The organism is Empedobacter sp. R750 (assembly GCF_030324345.1).
In the GTDB taxonomy this organism is placed as follows: Bacteria; Bacteroidota; Bacteroidia; order Flavobacteriales; family Weeksellaceae; genus Empedobacter; species Empedobacter falsenii_C.
In genome coordinates this window covers 116,700-133,918 of sequence record NZ_JACAGF010000006.1, presented here as the reverse complement: position 1 = coordinate 133,918, position 17,219 = coordinate 116,700, and the positions used below count along the sequence as shown (strand labels likewise).

Annotated in this window: 17 protein-coding genes; 4 read left to right on the top strand and 13 right to left on the bottom strand. The window is 31.5% G+C overall.

The annotated features are described in order from the left end of the window. Positions 1 to 36: 36 nt before the first annotated feature. From HXZ74_RS08195 to HXZ74_RS08185, 3 genes are all read right to left on the bottom strand, one after another. Positions 37 to 2,043, bottom strand: coding sequence for a flavohemoglobin expression-modulating QEGLA motif protein (locus HXZ74_RS08195; protein ID WP_280045819.1), 2,007 nt, complete (start codon positions 2,041 to 2,043; stop codon positions 37 to 39). After that, positions 2,040 to 3,020 (bottom strand): glutathione synthase, encoded by a 981-nt coding sequence (gene gshB, locus HXZ74_RS08190; protein WP_280061731.1) that lies wholly within the window; start codon positions 3,018 to 3,020, stop codon positions 2,040 to 2,042. Before gshB ends, HXZ74_RS08195 begins: the two co-directional genes overlap by 4 nt. A 184-nt stretch (positions 3,021 to 3,204) precedes the next feature. Then, the gene (locus tag HXZ74_RS08185) at positions 3,205 to 3,720 is read right to left on the bottom strand and encodes a TlpA family protein disulfide reductase (protein WP_280061732.1); all 516 of its coding nucleotides are present in this window, start codon (positions 3,718 to 3,720) and stop codon (positions 3,205 to 3,207) included. A gap of 112 nt (positions 3,721 to 3,832) precedes the next feature. On the opposite strand from HXZ74_RS08185, the gene pth reads away from it, so the two are divergent. Genes pth through HXZ74_RS08170 form a run of 3 tightly spaced genes read left to right on the top strand, consistent with a single transcriptional unit; the run spans position 3,833 to position 5,032 of the window. Further along, entirely contained in the window at positions 3,833 to 4,399 is a 567-nt protein-coding gene (pth, locus tag HXZ74_RS08180) for an aminoacyl-tRNA hydrolase (protein WP_286474801.1), read from the top strand. Further along, positions 4,389 to 4,802, top strand: a complete 414-nt coding sequence (locus HXZ74_RS08175) for a rhodanese-like domain-containing protein (protein WP_286474799.1) — start codon at positions 4,389 to 4,391, stop codon at positions 4,800 to 4,802. Before pth ends, HXZ74_RS08175 begins: the two co-directional genes overlap by 11 nt. Then, the gene (locus HXZ74_RS08170) at positions 4,802 to 5,032 is read left to right on the top strand and encodes a DUF3820 family protein (protein ID WP_286474796.1); all 231 of its coding nucleotides are present in this window, start codon (positions 4,802 to 4,804) and stop codon (positions 5,030 to 5,032) included. Before HXZ74_RS08175 ends, HXZ74_RS08170 begins: the two co-directional genes overlap by 1 nt. On the opposite strand, the gene HXZ74_RS08165 is transcribed toward HXZ74_RS08170, so the two are convergent. The 6 genes from HXZ74_RS08165 to HXZ74_RS08140 all read right to left on the bottom strand — a co-directional run bounded on the left by HXZ74_RS08165 (position 5,029) and on the right by HXZ74_RS08140 (position 8,742). Beyond that, positions 5,029 to 5,469, bottom strand: a complete 441-nt coding sequence (locus tag HXZ74_RS08165) for a GNAT family N-acetyltransferase (protein ID WP_280061734.1) — start codon at positions 5,467 to 5,469, stop codon at positions 5,029 to 5,031. The genes HXZ74_RS08170 and HXZ74_RS08165 overlap by 4 nt on opposite strands. Continuing rightward, entirely contained in the window at positions 5,444 to 5,941 is a 498-nt protein-coding gene (locus HXZ74_RS08160; protein ID WP_280061735.1) for a hypothetical protein, read from the bottom strand. Before HXZ74_RS08160 ends, HXZ74_RS08165 begins: the two co-directional genes overlap by 26 nt. Positions 5,942 to 5,964: 23 nt before the next feature. Then, a complete protein-coding gene (gene nadD / locus HXZ74_RS08155; protein WP_280061736.1) occupies positions 5,965 to 6,531 on the bottom strand; it encodes a nicotinate (nicotinamide) nucleotide adenylyltransferase in 567 nt (188 codons plus the stop codon). A gap of 75 nt (positions 6,532 to 6,606) precedes the next feature. Further along, positions 6,607 to 7,191 (bottom strand): Maf family nucleotide pyrophosphatase, encoded by a 585-nt coding sequence (locus tag HXZ74_RS08150; protein ID WP_114998733.1) that lies wholly within the window; start codon positions 7,189 to 7,191, stop codon positions 6,607 to 6,609. Positions 7,192 to 7,456: 265 nt separating this feature from the next. Further along, entirely contained in the window at positions 7,457 to 7,981 is a 525-nt protein-coding gene (locus HXZ74_RS08145) for a KdsC family phosphatase (RefSeq protein WP_084106935.1), read from the bottom strand. Further along, entirely contained in the window at positions 7,978 to 8,742 is a 765-nt protein-coding gene (locus HXZ74_RS08140) for a Rossmann-like and DUF2520 domain-containing protein (protein WP_038336382.1), read from the bottom strand. Before HXZ74_RS08140 ends, HXZ74_RS08145 begins: the two co-directional genes overlap by 4 nt. A gap of 300 nt (positions 8,743 to 9,042) precedes the next feature. Between HXZ74_RS08140 and HXZ74_RS08135 the strand changes: the two genes are divergently transcribed. Further along, entirely contained in the window at positions 9,043 to 11,424 is a 2,382-nt protein-coding gene (locus tag HXZ74_RS08135) for a TonB-dependent receptor (protein WP_286474795.1), read from the top strand. A 92-nt stretch (positions 11,425 to 11,516) separates the two neighbouring features. On the opposite strand, the gene HXZ74_RS08130 is transcribed toward HXZ74_RS08135, so the two are convergent. The 4 genes from HXZ74_RS08130 to HXZ74_RS08115 all read right to left on the bottom strand — a co-directional run bounded on the left by HXZ74_RS08130 (position 11,517) and on the right by HXZ74_RS08115 (position 17,187). Beyond that, a complete protein-coding gene (locus HXZ74_RS08130; protein WP_286474792.1) occupies positions 11,517 to 12,686 on the bottom strand; it encodes a dicarboxylate/amino acid:cation symporter in 1,170 nt (389 codons plus the stop codon). A 115-nt stretch (positions 12,687 to 12,801) separates the two neighbouring features. Next, positions 12,802 to 14,649 (bottom strand): LysM peptidoglycan-binding domain-containing protein, encoded by a 1,848-nt coding sequence (locus tag HXZ74_RS08125; RefSeq protein ID WP_280061738.1) that lies wholly within the window; start codon positions 14,647 to 14,649, stop codon positions 12,802 to 12,804. Positions 14,650 to 14,691: 42 nt separating this feature from the next. Continuing rightward, positions 14,692 to 16,290 (bottom strand): bacillithiol biosynthesis cysteine-adding enzyme BshC, encoded by a 1,599-nt coding sequence (gene bshC / locus HXZ74_RS08120; RefSeq protein WP_286474789.1) that lies wholly within the window; start codon positions 16,288 to 16,290, stop codon positions 14,692 to 14,694. After that, entirely contained in the window at positions 16,291 to 17,187 is an 897-nt protein-coding gene (locus HXZ74_RS08115; protein WP_286474786.1) for a glycerophosphodiester phosphodiesterase family protein, read from the bottom strand. It abuts the gene before it with no gap. Between the last annotated feature and the right edge of the window lie 32 nt (positions 17,188 to 17,219).

Sequence of the window (17,219 nt, the reverse complement as noted above, 5' to 3'; positions counted from 1 at the left end):
ACAAAACCCACTCAAATTTGAGTGGGTTTTTTACTTTTAGTCTTTTATTCCATTAAAAATATATTGTAAAATCGGATTGATTTCTGGATTTTCAAGATGTTTTTTGAAAATTTTGGTATGATATTTTGGTTTGTTAATCATTTTACGCTCAACTAATTCGTCAATTGTATCAATGTATTCAACCGAAGTTTTTCCAATCAATAAATTATCCAAAGAACGTCCTTGATCAACATAATTCAAAATTGTTTTCAAACCTTTCAAGTAAAGCGCATCTTTTGTAAAACCACCACCACGATAAACGCGAGTTGTCAGATAAAATGCGTCTTCAGGTTGCATTTTATATTCTTCCATCAACGTCATAAATGTTTCATTGAACGATTTTCCATTTGTCAACATATGTACCGCCATAACGCGTAAACCAAGTTCTCTTAATCGGCTATGATTAATAGAATCAGAGTAATATTCGCTTAAAATCGCTAAACCTTCTTGCGTCAACGTATTCACAGGTAAACCAATACTAAAGATTTTTAATGGTTGATCCAATGCATTCATCGTTGTTACCATGTGAACTCCAATTTCGTGCTCGATTAAACCATTTGTAAAACGTTTGTCAAATTTAACGCCACGTTTAATCACAACTTTTCTCTTACTATTGATCACAAGCGCTTTTGATGCGATATCATCCGAAACTTCGATGTCAAATTTGAAGCCATAATCATTTGTAGCATTTCTAAAAAGATCAACCACTTCTTCCTCTGTATAATTGCCTTGTTTATCCATTCTAAACTCAGGACAATAAAGGATAAAGTTCGCATTTTCGATATCTTTTTTAGATGGTTCGCCAAAATAACGCAACGAATTGTACAAAAATTTATCCGTACCAAGATTCGCCAACAAATCTACCTTGTCAAAATAAGCGTTAATCGTGTTAACATACATATTTTGAATACTAATATCATTGATTTTCTCGACTTTAATATTCGATAATTTTCGTTTAAATTCGAATGGATCAATGTTAAGCGGATTGTACTTAAATTGTGGTTCGTATGTATATTTTGAAGCTAAGAATTTCTTCTTTTCAAATTCTAAATTAATCGGATTGATGACACTCAACAACTCAAAATTTTGAACCAATTGATACAATTGTTTATCAATTTTGACCAAATCAGATTCTAATTCATTGTGCAAAATATTCACTTGCTTAGAACCTACTTTGTACGTCGTTTCCGTTTTTACAAACTCGTAAGCGTGGTTAAGAATCGCCGATTTAAAACCTTCTTTTATTTGGTTAATAATCTCTGGAAAAGATTCTCCTGTCAATTCATCGCAATAAATTTTTGAAACTTCTGTCGCTAAAACCAATGTATTTTTGAATCGATTTGTAACAAATTCTAACAAATATCCGCGTCCATAAAATACATCGTTAATCGCTGAATAATTGTGAATATTTTCTAACTCAATATTCGCTAATTCATCGCGCCAACTTTCTACATAATTTCCGTAACGTTCGTTATCAACTCGCTCCGCACCAATGTTGAACACTGGAACCGGACGATCCCAACGTTTCCAATTGTACGAGTGAATATCATAAACCAAACACGACTTAAATTTAGTTTCAAGCTTGTTGATTAAAGCTTCCAAAACCTCATAAAAAGCATGATGTTTTGCAATACTTTTTTGTTTTTGAGAAACCGACAAAGGCTCTTTCCAAACCTGTTTTCCCCAAGCTTCTTCGTACACAGCAGTTTCTGGACCACGATTTAGATCGTATTCAAATCGAGAATCACAACCTTGAATTAAGATTGGAAAAGTTTCTACAAACTCAGCTGTATGCGGATCTTCCTCGTACCAACGTTCATAATTGCTTAATAAACATTTTTCGCGAATATCTTCGCGCATTTGTCCACCATCATGAATGGCAGCACAAACGTAAGGAATGTATTCGTCGATTTTTATTTTGAATGATTCGTCTTCTGCATAAGCTTCAAATACAATTTCGTTCTCAATATTATCTAAAATTTGCTGTATACTTATGGATTTCATGCTTTAAATTCTTTATATTTCTCCAATAACATCGATACGATTTGTTTCTGAATTTCGTTGTTATTGTTTACATTATTGTGAGGAACAATTCCTCCAGGACTTACGACATTTAGCTCAACCATTTTCCCGTTAATCAAATCGATTCCGCAAAAATAAATTCCATCTTCATTTAATTGTTTTCCTATTTTACGGCACAATTCTAACTCATGTTCGCTCATGTCATGTCTAATCGCAGAACCACCAGCCGAAATATTAGAACGGTGATCGCCTTCTGCAGGAACACGCATAATTGCACCAATCGGTTCACCATTAATCACAATGGCGCGAACATCACCTTTTTCTGCACCTTCTATATAATTTTGACAAATAATAGGCTGAGAATTTCCGGTATGATTGATATAAAAATCGCAGATCGAGCTTAAGTTACCAATATTTTTTCGTTCGAAAAGTATAACTCCTTTACCTCCCATTCCGTCTAATGGTTTGATGATAAATTTCTCGAAATTATTTTCCTCTACAAACGATTTTATCAAATCGATGTCTTTTGTAATAAGCGTTTGAGGAACAATTGTTTCTTGACCATCATCAAAAGAAGCAGCGTATATTTTGTTATTTGCTTTACGTAATCCCGAAATTTTGTTAACGAAGAAAACTTTTTCTTCAATTAACTCTAACATATTCAACAAAAGCGGATCAATTGGTGGATCGGCTCTCATAAAAATTATGTCAAATTCGGTCAAATCTTTTATACTACTTTCAAATTTCATGGTGTGATAAAATTCAACACAATCATTTGTTTCTGTAGTTATCATCTTTTTGCAGTTTCCTACAACTTTGCCCTTGGCAATAGAGATATCTTTTTTTGTTAAATAGGATACTTCAAATCCACGATCTACGCATTCTTTAATAATTCGCATAGTGGTGTCTTTTCCTGGTTCAACCTTGTCCCAAGGATACATTACGAAGCATATTTTCATATAAATAAAAAGGGTATTAAAATCAATGCAATAATAACTAAAAGTTTGATACAAAAAATGATCTATAAAAAATTATAGAATATTTATTTTTATTCTATGAAAGATATTGATTTCTAATGATTAATAAAAGAAAATGGTGATTGATTTTTCAATTTCAATCACCATTTGGTTGGTAAACTATAAACTATTTATTTCTTAAACGATCAATTGTTTCTTGAACTTTAGGATCATCAGCTTTTACGCTGTAATAATCTGCAATTTTTCCATTTTGATCAAGAACCAAATATCTCGGTATCCAATTTAAATCAATCCCTGTGCCAAAATTGCCTTTCCAGTTGTTTCCTAAGTAAAAGTGTTGACCCTCAATTTGATATTTTTCAATACCATTTTTCCAAGCTTCCTCATTCTTGTCCATTGAAAGGTAAACAAAGGTTACATCAGGATTTTTTTCGTGCAAAGATTTCAAAGCAGGCATGTTTTTGATACAATCTCCACACCAAGTTGCCCATAAATCTAATAGAACAATTTTTCCTTTATAATTCGAAAAAACTTTTTCTATGGTTGTCGAATTTCCATCCAAATCAACTACACTATCTTGCAAAGCAGCAGCGGGAAATTCAGTTTTCATCACCGACGGAATATTTTGCGCAAAGGCATTCATTCCAATAAATAATATAAAAACGCTAATTATTTTGTTCATGATAAATTTTTATCGATTTCTTGTACTTTCAAAATCTATACCAATTTAGTAGATTTTAAAGCGAAGTTAAATATTTATTTCGAATCATTGCAAAAAGATGTAATTTTGTTTCATGCAAAAATATCTGATTATTGGGCTTGGTAATATTGGTGCTCAATACGAAAATACTCGTCATAATATTGGCTTCAAGGTTGTTGAAGAAGTTGCTAAAAAAGTTGATGCTAAATTTTCTCCATCAAATTTTGGTGAAGTGGCTCAATTCAAATACAAAGCGCGTCCAGTTACGTTGTTAAAACCAAATACATACATGAATTTGAGTGGAGATGCGGTTCGTTTTTGGATGAAAAAAGAAAATATTTCGTTAGAAAATATTTTTGTCATTACTGATGATTTGAACTTGCCTTTCGGAACAATTCGTATGCGTGGAAAAGGTAGCGATGGTGGACACAATGGTTTGAAAGATATTCAGAATAAAGTTGGCGGACAAAATTATGCGCGATTACGCTTTGGTGTAGGAAATGAGTTTTCGGAAGGTAAACAAGTGGATTACGTATTAGGCGATTGGTCGGCAGAAGAAAATGAAAAAATGAATGAACGATTAAATTTGGCTGCTGATGCAGTTTTGTCGTTTGTTTTTCAAGGATTAGGGAATACAATGAATCAATATAATGGTAAATAAAATTTTAGGAGTTGCAATGATTGCAGGAACACTTTTTTTAGGTTCTTGTGCAAGCAATTCGTCAAGTTCAGAAGGAAAAGAAGCGAGAATAGAAGAAGTAACTTCGACTTTAGACAATGTAAATGAAATCAATTTCAAGAACAAAAAGAATGTTTTGTTAGACGTTCGTACACCTGAAGAATTTGCTGAAGGTCATGTTCCTGGAGCGGTAAACATTGATGTTAAAAATCCAAATTTCGAAGAAGAAATTCAGAAATTAGACACAAAAAAGAATTATTTCATTTATTGTAAATCTGGTGTTAGAGCAAAATTAGCAACAGAAAAAATGCAAGAAAAAGGTTTCAAAAATGCGAAGAATTTCAAAGATGGAATGTCGACGTACAAAGGAACTATAGCAAAATAATGGAAGGATTTCATCCCGAAATATTAAAAGAAATTGTCACAACAAAAATGCCTTTCGGTAAATACGAAGGGCGATTGTTGTGCGATTTACCTGTTTCTTATTTGGAATGGTTTGTTGGTAAAGGTGGTTTTCCGAAAGGAAAATTAGGTGTTTTATTATCGACCGTTTACGAAATAAAACTAAATGGTTTAGAAGATATTATCTACGAATTGAAACGTCAATTTGGCTAAACTTCCCATTCATAAAAATTTGCATCATCGCGCAATTGAAATCCAGCACTTGGATACAACGAATTTCCAATATCATTCGTAACACTAGTTTCTAATAACATCGCGCAAGCATCTGTTTTGCGACATAAACTTTTTGCTTCTTCTATCAATTCTCTTGAAAAACCTTGTCCGCGAAATTCTGGCGAAACAAATAAATCGTTCAAAATCCAGAAACGTTTCATTCGTGTAGATGAAAATGAAGGAAATAATTGTACAAAACCAACTGCTTTTTCGTCTTCATTATAGGCTAAAAAGATAACCGATTCATCATTTACAATTCTGGCTTCTAGAAATTCTTCCGCTGCTTTTACATCAGATTTCTTACTATAAAATTGACGATACGCATCAAATAAAGGAACTAATTCGTCTAAATTATTTATAGTAGCTTGTTTTGTCATGATTTTTTAGTTTACGATAAATTATTAGTGTATATAAGATTAGAGAAGTGGAGAAAACTGTAATTAAGAAATATTTTGTTTGATTAAATTCAGATTTTGATATTAAAATATTTTTGCCTTTTTCTAATTGAATGATAGAAATTGTATTTTGATATTTTTGAGGTTTTTCATAATAAATGTTTACATAATCTCCTTTTTTAATTTTTTGAGTTATAAGGTGTTTTTTGATTGAATACGAATATTTATTTGAATCATTTTCCAATTTTAGAAAAAACACCATCTTTTTATTAGAAAGATTTCGAAGACTTTTTTGTCTATATATACTTTCAGTTAAACCAATCTCTGATACTTTTCCTTTAATTAAATTGCTTTCAGAAGTATTTATATCTATGATAGAATTAATTATTAAAAAAATTAATACTATTGGAAGAATAGAAAAGGCTATCCATTTTTTTAAATCAGAAATACTCAAATTATTAAATTAAAATTAAAAAATTAACCATACAAATTACTTCCATCCAAATATTCCCAAACTTTTGGAGGTAACATAGGCTTGATATTTTTTCCATTTTTGATTGCATTTCTGATAAATGTAGAAGAAATTTCCATCAAAGGGGCTTCAACCATTTCGACATTATCGAAATTTTCTTCTTGCGAATAACCAGGACGCGGATAAACATACAATTGATAATCGCGCATTAAAATATCGGCATTTTTCCATTTCGAGATTCCATCCAAATTATCAGAACCCATAATCAGTGCAAAGTCATGTTCAGGAAATTTTTCGTTCAGATGAATTAACGTATCAATTGTATACGACGGTTTTGGTAACGTAAATTCGATGTTCGACGCACGCAGATTAGGATAATCTTTTATCGCTAATTCTACCATTTCTAATCGATCATATTCATTTGCCAAAGAACTTTTTTTCTTCAACGGATTTTGAGGCGAAACCACAAACCAAACCTGATCCAAATCGGTGAATTGTTGAAAATGATTGGCAATAATTAAATGTCCGACATGAATAGGATTGAATGATCCAAAATATAAACCGACCTTCATAAAATTGATTTTTTAGAAAAACAAAAATACGATAATTGTAGAATAAAAAAATCCAGCCGAAGCTGGATGATATGTTTAGAATTTTACCAATTCTTTATATAGCTTATGCGTAGGAAGTCCCATTACATTGAAATAACTTCCATTCATATTGTCCACACCAATGTAACCAATCCATTCCTGAACGCCGTAAGCACCCGCTTTATCGAAAGGTTTGTAATTATCGATATAGAAATATATTTCTTCGTCTGTTAAATCTGCGAAAGTCACTTGTGTTTCGTCCGAAAAAGTAACTTCTTTCTCTAAAGAACGAATCGTAACTGATGTATAAACAGAATGTGTTTTTCCGTTTAATTTTTTAATCATTTCGTACGCTTCTTCTCTATTCGAAGCTTTTTCTAACGACTCATCATCAACCCAAACAGTTGTATCCGAAGTAATAATCAAATCATTTGGTTGAATATCCGTATAAGCTTTGGCTTTTTTAGCGGAAAGATATTCGGTGATTTGTTCTTTCTTGAATTCGTTGCGATCAAATGTTTCGTCAATATCCAATGAAATTGTCGAAAATTGTAATCCTAATCCAGCTAAAAGTTCTTTTCTTCTTGGCGATTGTGATGCCAAAATGATATTGGTATCTTTTAATTTTTCTGTTAATAACATTTTTATGATTTGTTATTCTGATGAATTCTTATCTGTTATTTCTGACTAAAATTTTATACTTCTTTCATTTTTGTCTTGACACAAAAACGAAACAAAAAAGTCAAGGCTGTAAATCTATTCACTAAAAATGTTTTCATTTCACTAAAGATTTTAAAAACCCAACGGGCTAAAATCTTCTTAACGTTACATTCGAACATTTTCTTAACGTGATAGATTTAATACCGATTTTAAGCAGAAAATTAAATATTTAATTTGTTCAATTCTTTTATATAGAAGCTACTTCTTCTACATTATACCATTTGTTTTGAACTTTCAAGATTTGTTCTAATAAATCGCGAACACATCCTTTTCCTCCATTTTCTGGTGAAATATATTCCGACGCTTTGCGGACATCCATACACGCATCATTTGGACAAGCAGATAATCCTACTAAATTCATCACAGCTAAATCTGGATAATCATCGCCCATATACGCAATTTCATCAGGATCTAATCCATAAGAAAAAAGTAAATCTTCAAAGGCTTCTACTTTATCACGTTTGTTCACGTAAATATCTGTTAAGCCTAAATATTTTAAACGATTCACAACAGCTTCATCTCTTCCGCCTGTAATCACCGCAATTCGTATTCCTTGTTTGATGGCTAATTGCATTGCATAACCATCGCGCGTATTCATTGTTCTCACCATTTCGCCAGTTGGTAATAAAATTAAATTTCCATCTGTCAAAACTCCATCTACATCTAAAATAACGGTTTTAATGTTATTTAGTTTTTCTTTATAACTTATCATTTTTCGTAAACTCGTTTGATTGAATCTGTCAATATTTGGTAAATCTGTAATAATCTCGAATCATCTTGTAAGGCCTCTAAATGACGATCAATAATCACTTGATCTCCACGTTTTGCTGGACCAGTTTGCGCATCTTTTGGACTCATTTCGATGACTTTATTTGCTGTTTCCTGTATAAGAGGTAACAAAACATCGAACGGAACATTGTTTTGCTCACAAATATTTCCAGCGATATAATATAAATGATTGACAAAATTATTTGCCCAAACACCTGTCATATGCACTTGCATTCTACTTGCAAAATTTAGTTCATGAACTTCGTTTGAAATACGATTCCCTAATTCATTCAATTTCTTCAAATCTTCAGAATTTTCCGCCTCGATGAAAAATGGAATATTATCATAACGCATTGTTCTTTCTTTCGAAAAAGTTTGCAATGGATAAAAAACGCCTTTTCGGTAATCGCCTTTCAGAACAGACATTGGAGACGAACCAGAAGTATGCACAACCAAAACATCATCATACGGAATATAATGAGAAAACTCTTCGATTCCAGAATCGGCACTCGCAATAATATAAATGTCTGCTTTTTCTATTTCAGAAATTTTATCGGTATACGAAATTCTATTTGCTTCTCCGATTTCTCTAGCGTGTTCTAATGTTCTATTGAAAATTTGTCGAACATTGCAAGTGTTTTCGATTAATGCACGAGTTAAGTGAAACGCAACATTTCCCGCACCTAATATGACAATTGAACTCAATGTTTTAGCAATTTTTTGATTAATATTAATTGAATGATAAATGTAAGTTTTTCAGTCGAGGAAAAAAATTTTTAAAAAAAATTAAAAATTCTTGTAACATTTTGAAAGTTGTTGCGTCTTATTAGTAAAATCATCCAACGATTAGGTTTACGTATTATGTAAAACATAGTACTTGAAAAATTTGAAAAAAGTTTAAATATTTTGTAACAAAACATTTTTTAAAACGTCTAATTAGGAAAAAGTACGGACAACTCTTATTATGTATTATGTAAAACATAGTACTATTAAAAAATATTAACTATGAGATTAAACAAATTTACTTTAGCTATTCTTTTCTCCGTTTGCTCTATTTACGGATTCTCACAGGAACAACATCCTGTGAAAGGAAAGATTGAAAATGCAAAAAATGAAGCGGTTGGTATGGCTGCAATTCAGATTTATAAAGCAGATTCAAAAGAATTATTCGATGAAGTGTATGCAAATGAAGACGGAACATTTGAGATTCCAGATTTGGAAGACGGAAATTATCGTTTGGTGATTACAGAATTTGGTTATCAACAATCTGTAACAACTGCAGAGGTAAAAGGAGGTGAATTAAATTTAGGTAACATCATTTTACAAGTAGAAAAAGCGGAAACCGTAGAACTGAAAGGTGCATTTGTTCGTGCGCAAACTTCTCAATATCGCAACGAAATAGATAAACGTGTTGTTGAAGTAGGAAATGATTTGATTTCTTCTGGAGCAGATGCTGCTGCGGTTTTGAATAATATTCCGTCTGTAAATGTGGATCAACAAACAGGAGCATTGTCATTAAGAGGAAACGAGAATGTAAAAGTTTTTGTAGATGGTAAACCTTCTTCTCAGTCAGCAGCGCAATTGTTAAAGCAAATTCCTTCGAATCAAATTCAACGAATTGAAATTATTACCAATCCTTCAGCAAAATATGAAGCGGATGGAAACTCTGGAATCATCAATATTGTTTTGGTTAAAGGAACTAAGAAAGGTTATAATATTGGGTTAATTGCAGGTTATGAACAAGGGAAGAAAAGCCGTTTTAATACATCATTGAATACAAATGTGAATGTAGGGAAATTCAATTTATTTGGAAATATTAATTACGCTGATCGTCCATCAAAACAAAATGGTATTGGTCGTAATTATGATGATCAAATTGATCAATTATTTGATATTCAAAATACAAAAAATAGAAATTTATCATATAAAGCAGGATTCGATTGGTTTATCAATGATAAAAATGCTTTAACGATTTATACTAATCAGTGGGATGGAGATCATGCTGCTTTAATCAATACAAATGTTTTAAAAACTAATTTTAATAAATTAAATAGAAATGATATTTGGTCAGATTCGAGAAGTTCTGATTATAGTTTGAATTATAAATTAGATTTCAATAAAAAAGATCACAATCTTGTTTTAGATGCATTTTATTCGATTAATAAAGAGGATGATGATAGAGATTACTTTAATACATTTCCAAAAGACGAGTTTTATCAAGAATATCGTTACGATAAAACGCAAACAACTCGTATTAATTTAGATTATACCAATCAAATTGAAAATGCAGGAAAGTTAGAAGCAGGAATTCAATATCGTAAAGAGTCTAATGATAATGATATGGATTCTACTAAAGAATTAACAAATCCTCTTAATGGAAATATATACAATCCGTCAGTAGATTTTCAGTTCGATCGTTCGTTTTATTCTGCTTATACAAATTACAAACAGAAATTTAATAAGTTTGGAGCGCAAGTTGGATTACGTTTAGAGCGTGTTGAAGATAATGCAGATTGGTTTTATTCACCAAATGAAGCAGGAACTCTGAAAAAAGATTATACAGATTTATTTCCTTCGGCTTTCTTAACGTATGATTTGACTGAAAAAGCGCAATTATCATTAAACTATAGCCGACGAATTAATCGACCAGGAATTTATCAATTAACTCCAGTTCCTCAATATTCAACAGCATTAATGTCGAGCGAAGGAAATCCAAATCTTCGTCCAGAATATACAGATTCTTATGAAATTGGTTATTTAAAACAATTAACAAAAGGTTCTATTTCTGCGAATTTATTTTACAGAAGTGTAAAAGATAATATCATTCAATCATTCAAAAAGGATGAAGATATCGAGTCAGCAATTATTCAGTACAATTTGAACTACGATAAAGTAAATAAATTTGGAGTTGAAGCAAGCTGGAATTATAAATTGGCTAAATGGATGAATGTTTATTTGGCAGGAGATTTCACTTCTTCTGAGATGCAAAATGATCACAAGAAAATTACAGCAAATGTATTTTCTGCTCGTATGAATAATACGTATAATTTATCTAAAAAATTAAGTTTACAACAATTTGGATTCTTTAGAGGCAAAACTAAATTTTTGCAAGGAGAAATGTTAGAAATGTGGCGAATGGATTTAGGCTTACGTTACACGTTTATGGACGGAAAAGCAGCTTTATCAGCTCGTGTTAATGATGTTTTCAAAACGATGCGAGCAAGAGTTCATATGGATGATCCATATTATGGATATGCAAACTTTAACTGGGAATCTCAAACAGCTTACTTAGGATTTACATACAATTTCGGAGGAAAAGTTAAATCAAGAGCCGAAGCTCAGCAAAATAAAACAGAGCAAAACGGTGGTGGAATCGGTATACAATAAAAAAAACATTCTTCATTTATTTAAATATTCTTAAAACTAAAAAGAGTTCCAATATTTTTGGAACTCTTTTTTTATTTGGGTTAATATTTTTTTTATTGAACTTCTTTCTTGAATAATTTATTCAACGTTACAGCAATAGCTCCATCTCCAGTTACATTTCCTGCTGTTCCAAAACTATCCATTGCGATATAAAGTGCAATCATCAATGCTTGATTTTCTGCATTAAATCCTAACATCGAAGCAATAATTCCAATCGCTGCCATAATCGCTCCACCAGGAACGCCAGGCGCTGCAACCATCGCAATTCCAAGCATCATCATAAATCCTAAAAATTGAACAAAATCAATTTCTATTCCTTGGATTAACATCAATGCTAAACAACAACAAACGATTTTTAACATCGAACCAGATAAGTGAATTGTTGCACACAAAGGCACTGCGAAATTGGCAATTTCGTCGCGAACACCAATTTTCTTTACTTGCGCAATTGTTACAGGAATTGTAGCCGCCGAAGATTGTGTTCCTAATGCTGTGAAATAGGCGGGTAACATCAATTTCAACATAGTAAAAGGATTCTTTTTTGCAATAATTCCGGCAATTGTAAATTGAAGCACTAACAAGAAAACATGTAGCACGAAAATTACACCAATAATTTTCAAAAATACATTCATAATTGTTACCACTTGTCCTGAATATGACATGTTCAAGAAGATTCCGAAAATGAAAATTGGTAATAGTGGAATGATTAAATTTTGAATTAAATACGTAATAATTGATTCGAAATCATCTGCAAATTTTCCAAAAGTCGAATCTTTCAATCGTGATAATCCAATTCCGAAAAGAAATGAAAAAACTAAACCTGGCATTACACCAAATAATGGAGGAAATTCGATTGAAAAGTAAGGTGCAAATTCTTTGGCTTTTTCTGCTAAATTAATTTGACCAGTTTGATTTTCTAATAAACTTGGAAATACAGACATACTTACAGAATAACCTAATAATCCTGAAAAAATGGTTGATCCGTAAGCGATTAAAACAGTTGCTAATAATAATTTTCCGGCTGTTTGTCCTAATCTCCCAATTGATCGAACAATTAATCCAACAATGATTAATGGAATTAAAAAGTTAAGTAATTCGCTAAAAAAATCATTGAAAGTCATAAAAATACGACCAACAGCTTCTGGGATAATTCCACCGAGTACAATTCCGAGTACAATGGCTAGAATAACTTTTACGAGTAAATTGTCTTTAAGTTTGTGCATAGTCAAATTTAGAAAAAATCCGTTCAATACAAGGTTTTAATTCAAAATGTTGATAAAAAGAAAAAAGCGATGCTAAAATTTAGCATCGCTTTTTGGTATATAATTTTTGATAAAATTATTTTTTAGGTAAACGAACAATTCGGCTAGCATCGTTCGTATAAGCTTTACTTCCGCTTATTTTTTTGTATGCAAACTTCGATGCCAAACGTGTATTTTCTGTTGTAATATTGTTGGTAACATCACCTTTATTATTCATTCTGTCCACAATATCATACGTTACATCGTAGCCTAATTGCTCGTAACGCGTCGGAAATTCACAATAAACTTCCTTGAAATCTTTGATCACACTTTGCACTTCCGTATCTCTTGTATTGATTAATCGCGCAGTACTAAACACAAAACCAAATTCGCGGAACGCATCGATATTTTTCGCATTATCTGCACTATAAACATCATAAACCGAAACCGATTTTATTCCGTAAGCTTTGATATTGTCTTTGTTAAATGTTTTTAATTTTTCTAAATATTGTTTTCCCAAATTATCATCATCACCAACTAAAACCGTAATAATTGGTGTGTAATAATCTTCGCCGTTCACTTTATCGTGTGGTTGAACAATTTTTGCAGCACTATCTACAATGACAACATTTGCTTTCAACTGTTTTTCTAATTGCTTTTTCGTGTAATTTGCTAACTCTTGATCATCACGATTTGTCAACAAATAAACTTGTTCTCCTGCAAAGTTTTTTCCAATTTCTTCGATAATTTGATCTGCAATTACTTCATCTTTTGGATTAGAAATCAATAAATCATTGAAAGAATTTAACGAATCGTCATTTGCATAAGGCGAAATCACCGCGATTCCAGAATTGCTGAAGAAATTCGCAACTTCCGTGACATCAGACGTATTCAATGGACCAATAACGGCATCCGTTTTACTAAAATCTGTTGTAGATAAAATATCTTGTAAGTTTCCGCTTTTCGTGTCGATCACTTTTACATTTACATTTTTACCTTTTTTTGCTAAACGAGTCAACGCCAATTTAGCTCCAGTAAAAAATTGCATCGCTTGCGAATTTTTCAATTGCGGATTATTTGCAACATCAAAAGGTAGCATAATCGCAACATTAATTTCGTTGTCGTTCGCACGTTTCAGCTTTCCTGCAGTTCCGTATTTGATGATTTTAGCATTTTTTTGCAATGGAATTTTAAGTGTCATTCCAGCTTTTAAACCATTTATTAAATCAGGATTTAAACGCAATAATTCATCTAAATTCGTATTATATTTTTCTAAAATTCCGTAAGCCGAATCTCCATTCTGAACAACATAATTGATCGTATTTTCTTCAATCACAACAGAACCAGATTTTTTAGGAATCGTAATCACCATTCCTTCTTTTACACCTGTTTGTAAAGCTGGATTTTCTGCATATAAATCGTCAACACTTACATTATATTGTTTTGCTAAAGTGTATAAAGTTTCTCCTTTTTTGATTAAATGTGTTCCTTTTGGAACAGAAAAAACTTTGTTTGACACATCTTTTGGAAGCTTGATTACGTCACCAACTTCTAAACCTCTTTCTTTGATTTGAGGGTTTAATGAGTTCAATGTTTCTTCCGAAATTTTATATTTTTTTGTCAAATTGTAAACCGTTTCTTTTGGCTCAATTGTAATATATTGATAATTATCGTCCGAAGTATTTACGTTTGACGTAGTCGTTTGTGTATTGGTTTCAGTTGGTTTGGTTGTCGTAGTTCCTTTACCTGGAATCACAATCAAATCACCTGGATGAATCCCATTTTTTTCAATTTTAGGATTGGCTTTATACAATTCTTCTTGCGAAACACCATATTGTTTCGAAATTCCGTAAACGGTTTCTTTTGCTTGAACTGTATGCGTTTTTTGTTGAGCATAAAGTGCTGATGCACCAACAAATAACAATAAAGCTAATATTTTTTTCATTTAGATGAATTTTCGTGGTCAAATATACAAATTATGTTTTGTTTAGAGTTCCTCTTTCAATGTATTTATGATGAACTCAAAATCAAAAGGTCGAAGACTATCTTCAATAAAATCAATGAAATACTGAATATTAATGTAATCAAAATCAGCAAAATTTTTCACACGTTCTTGTAAACCATTTTGTTGAGAAAGATCATTCAGTAATTGCTCGATTCTCTTCAATAAATCCTCATTTTTTTTCACTTCTGCATGCACCAAACGTTGTTTTATTTTCTCAAAACCTTTCAACTGTTTTGTACGCTGCGCTTGTATCATATCCGCAAAAGAAGATTCTGTTAACGAACTCAAATGTTCCAAACGATCAAAAATACTTTTTAATTCTTCTTCCAATTCAGGAAGTTTTGGAGCAATTTCTGAAGAATTTATCGAACGTTTTTTTGTGATTGCTAAACTATTTGAAAATAAATCTTCGTTTGATAAATCTAATTTTTGTTGTTTTTCGTGTTGTTTTTCAGTTCGGATTAATAATGAATTTCTCAAAACTAAAAGTGGAAAATCAACTTCAAATTGATTGAACATTTCTTTCAATTGTAACCAATAAGCCATTTCGCCACCTCCACCAACATAGGCAATATTTGGTAAAATTGTTTCTTGGTACAAAGGTCTCAAAATCACATTTGGACTAAATTTATCTGGATTTTGATGTAAATCGGCAACAATTTCTTCTTTCGAAAATTTGATTGAAGTGTTATTGACAAAATACGTTCCATTTTGTTCAACAATACGTTCGCGAGAATTATTTTGATTAATATAAAACAAGTTTATCTCACGAGGATTTACTTGAATAGAATAACCCAATTGTTCTAATTTCTCATTTTGAGGTATTACTTTTTTGAATGATGTTGACTGAATTAATTCTTCTTCGAAAGTCGGAATCATCAGTTTTTTCAATTCTTTATCATCGCCATCAATCATTAACAATCCAAGATCTTTGAACAATAGATGAACCAATTTTCGTGTTGCATCCGTCAAATTATCATTCGATAAATAAGAGGCTTCAATTAGATTTTGTAATTCAGTTTTCTTTTTTCCATTTGGAATTAATGACAAAAATGAATCAAAAACTTTTTGTAAACCATCTGTTGATAAACGGCCAACAGGCCCGCCAAACTCTTTTTCCCAATGAATAATTCGATCTCCAAATTTGAAATGATTAATTTCTTCAAAATCGTGATCTTCTGTCGCCATCCAAAACATCGGAACAAAATTGATTTCACTTTGTTCATTATTTAATTCCTCGCATGCTTTGATGACTTGCAAAATTTTATAAAAAAAGAAAATTGGACCTGTAAATAAATTTAATTGGTGTCCAGTCGTAATCGTTACTGTATTCTTTTCTCTTAATTTTTGTAGATTATTTTGTTGCTTTTCCGATAAATCTAAATGACTTAATTGTTTCGAAATTTGGTCAACAAGAATTGCTCTATTTTTATAATGTTCAAGCTTATTTTTTGCTTGTTTTATATAGTTTTCTTTGATTGGAAATAGGTTGTAGAAGTCTTTCAAATTCTCGTCTTGATTGATATAATTTAGCATCAATTTTGAGAAATAATTTGAATCCTTAAGAGATATTGTTTCCATTTAATTTTTATTAATCGTTTGATGTACATCCATTGCTCTGTCCGTTGCAAAAATGTCGACACCATCTTTTTCTAAATCGCGGTAAAGTTGTCCATTTTTCGCCGAAGCACTTTTGTCTAAGTTTCCTAACGTTCCAAAAATGACCAAAATATCTTTGTCATGAATTTTATTTAAAAATGATTTATCATTGCGTCGAGTTCCCGTAAATGCAACCATTTTGTCAGTTGGAATTCCGCTGTTCATCATTTCATTAAATTCGTGTTCGTTTCGCATCGAAACAGACAATAACATATCTGGCGCAAGTTGATGCAATTTTTTCGCTTGACCAACTGTATACGTCACCAAAACAACCTGATTTTGCATGTTTGCTTGCTCTATTGTTTTCACAATATCACGATAATCAACACCTTTTTTGATGTCAACCATAAAATAAATTGGTTTACTTTTTCCCCAATTTAACGCTTCTGCAAAAGTTGGAATTTTGTATGACGTTTGTTGTCCAAAATGATCTACCAAAAAGTATTCCTTAATGGTTTTTAAGTCAACTTGATTGACATCTTGTCGCCCAGTACTTGTCCGTTGCAACGAATTATCGTGCATTAAAATAAGTTGATTATCCTTTGTTTCGGCAACATCAATCTCAAAAATTTGTATTCCTTTTTGATAAAGATGATCCAAAGTTTCGATACAATTTTCAGGAAAACCATGTATGCCACTTCCACCACGATGCGCGCTGACAAAATTTTTGTTTTTGGTCGAATATTTGAAGGTTATTTCTTCGGATGTATTATTTTGATGTATTTCGGATTGATTTTTATTCGGATTACAACTAAAAATAGTCAGTAAACTGAACATTAAAATTCCGAGATAATATCGTTTAAAATAGTTGAAATTCATATTTTTAAATAAAAAATTAAATTAATTCATTC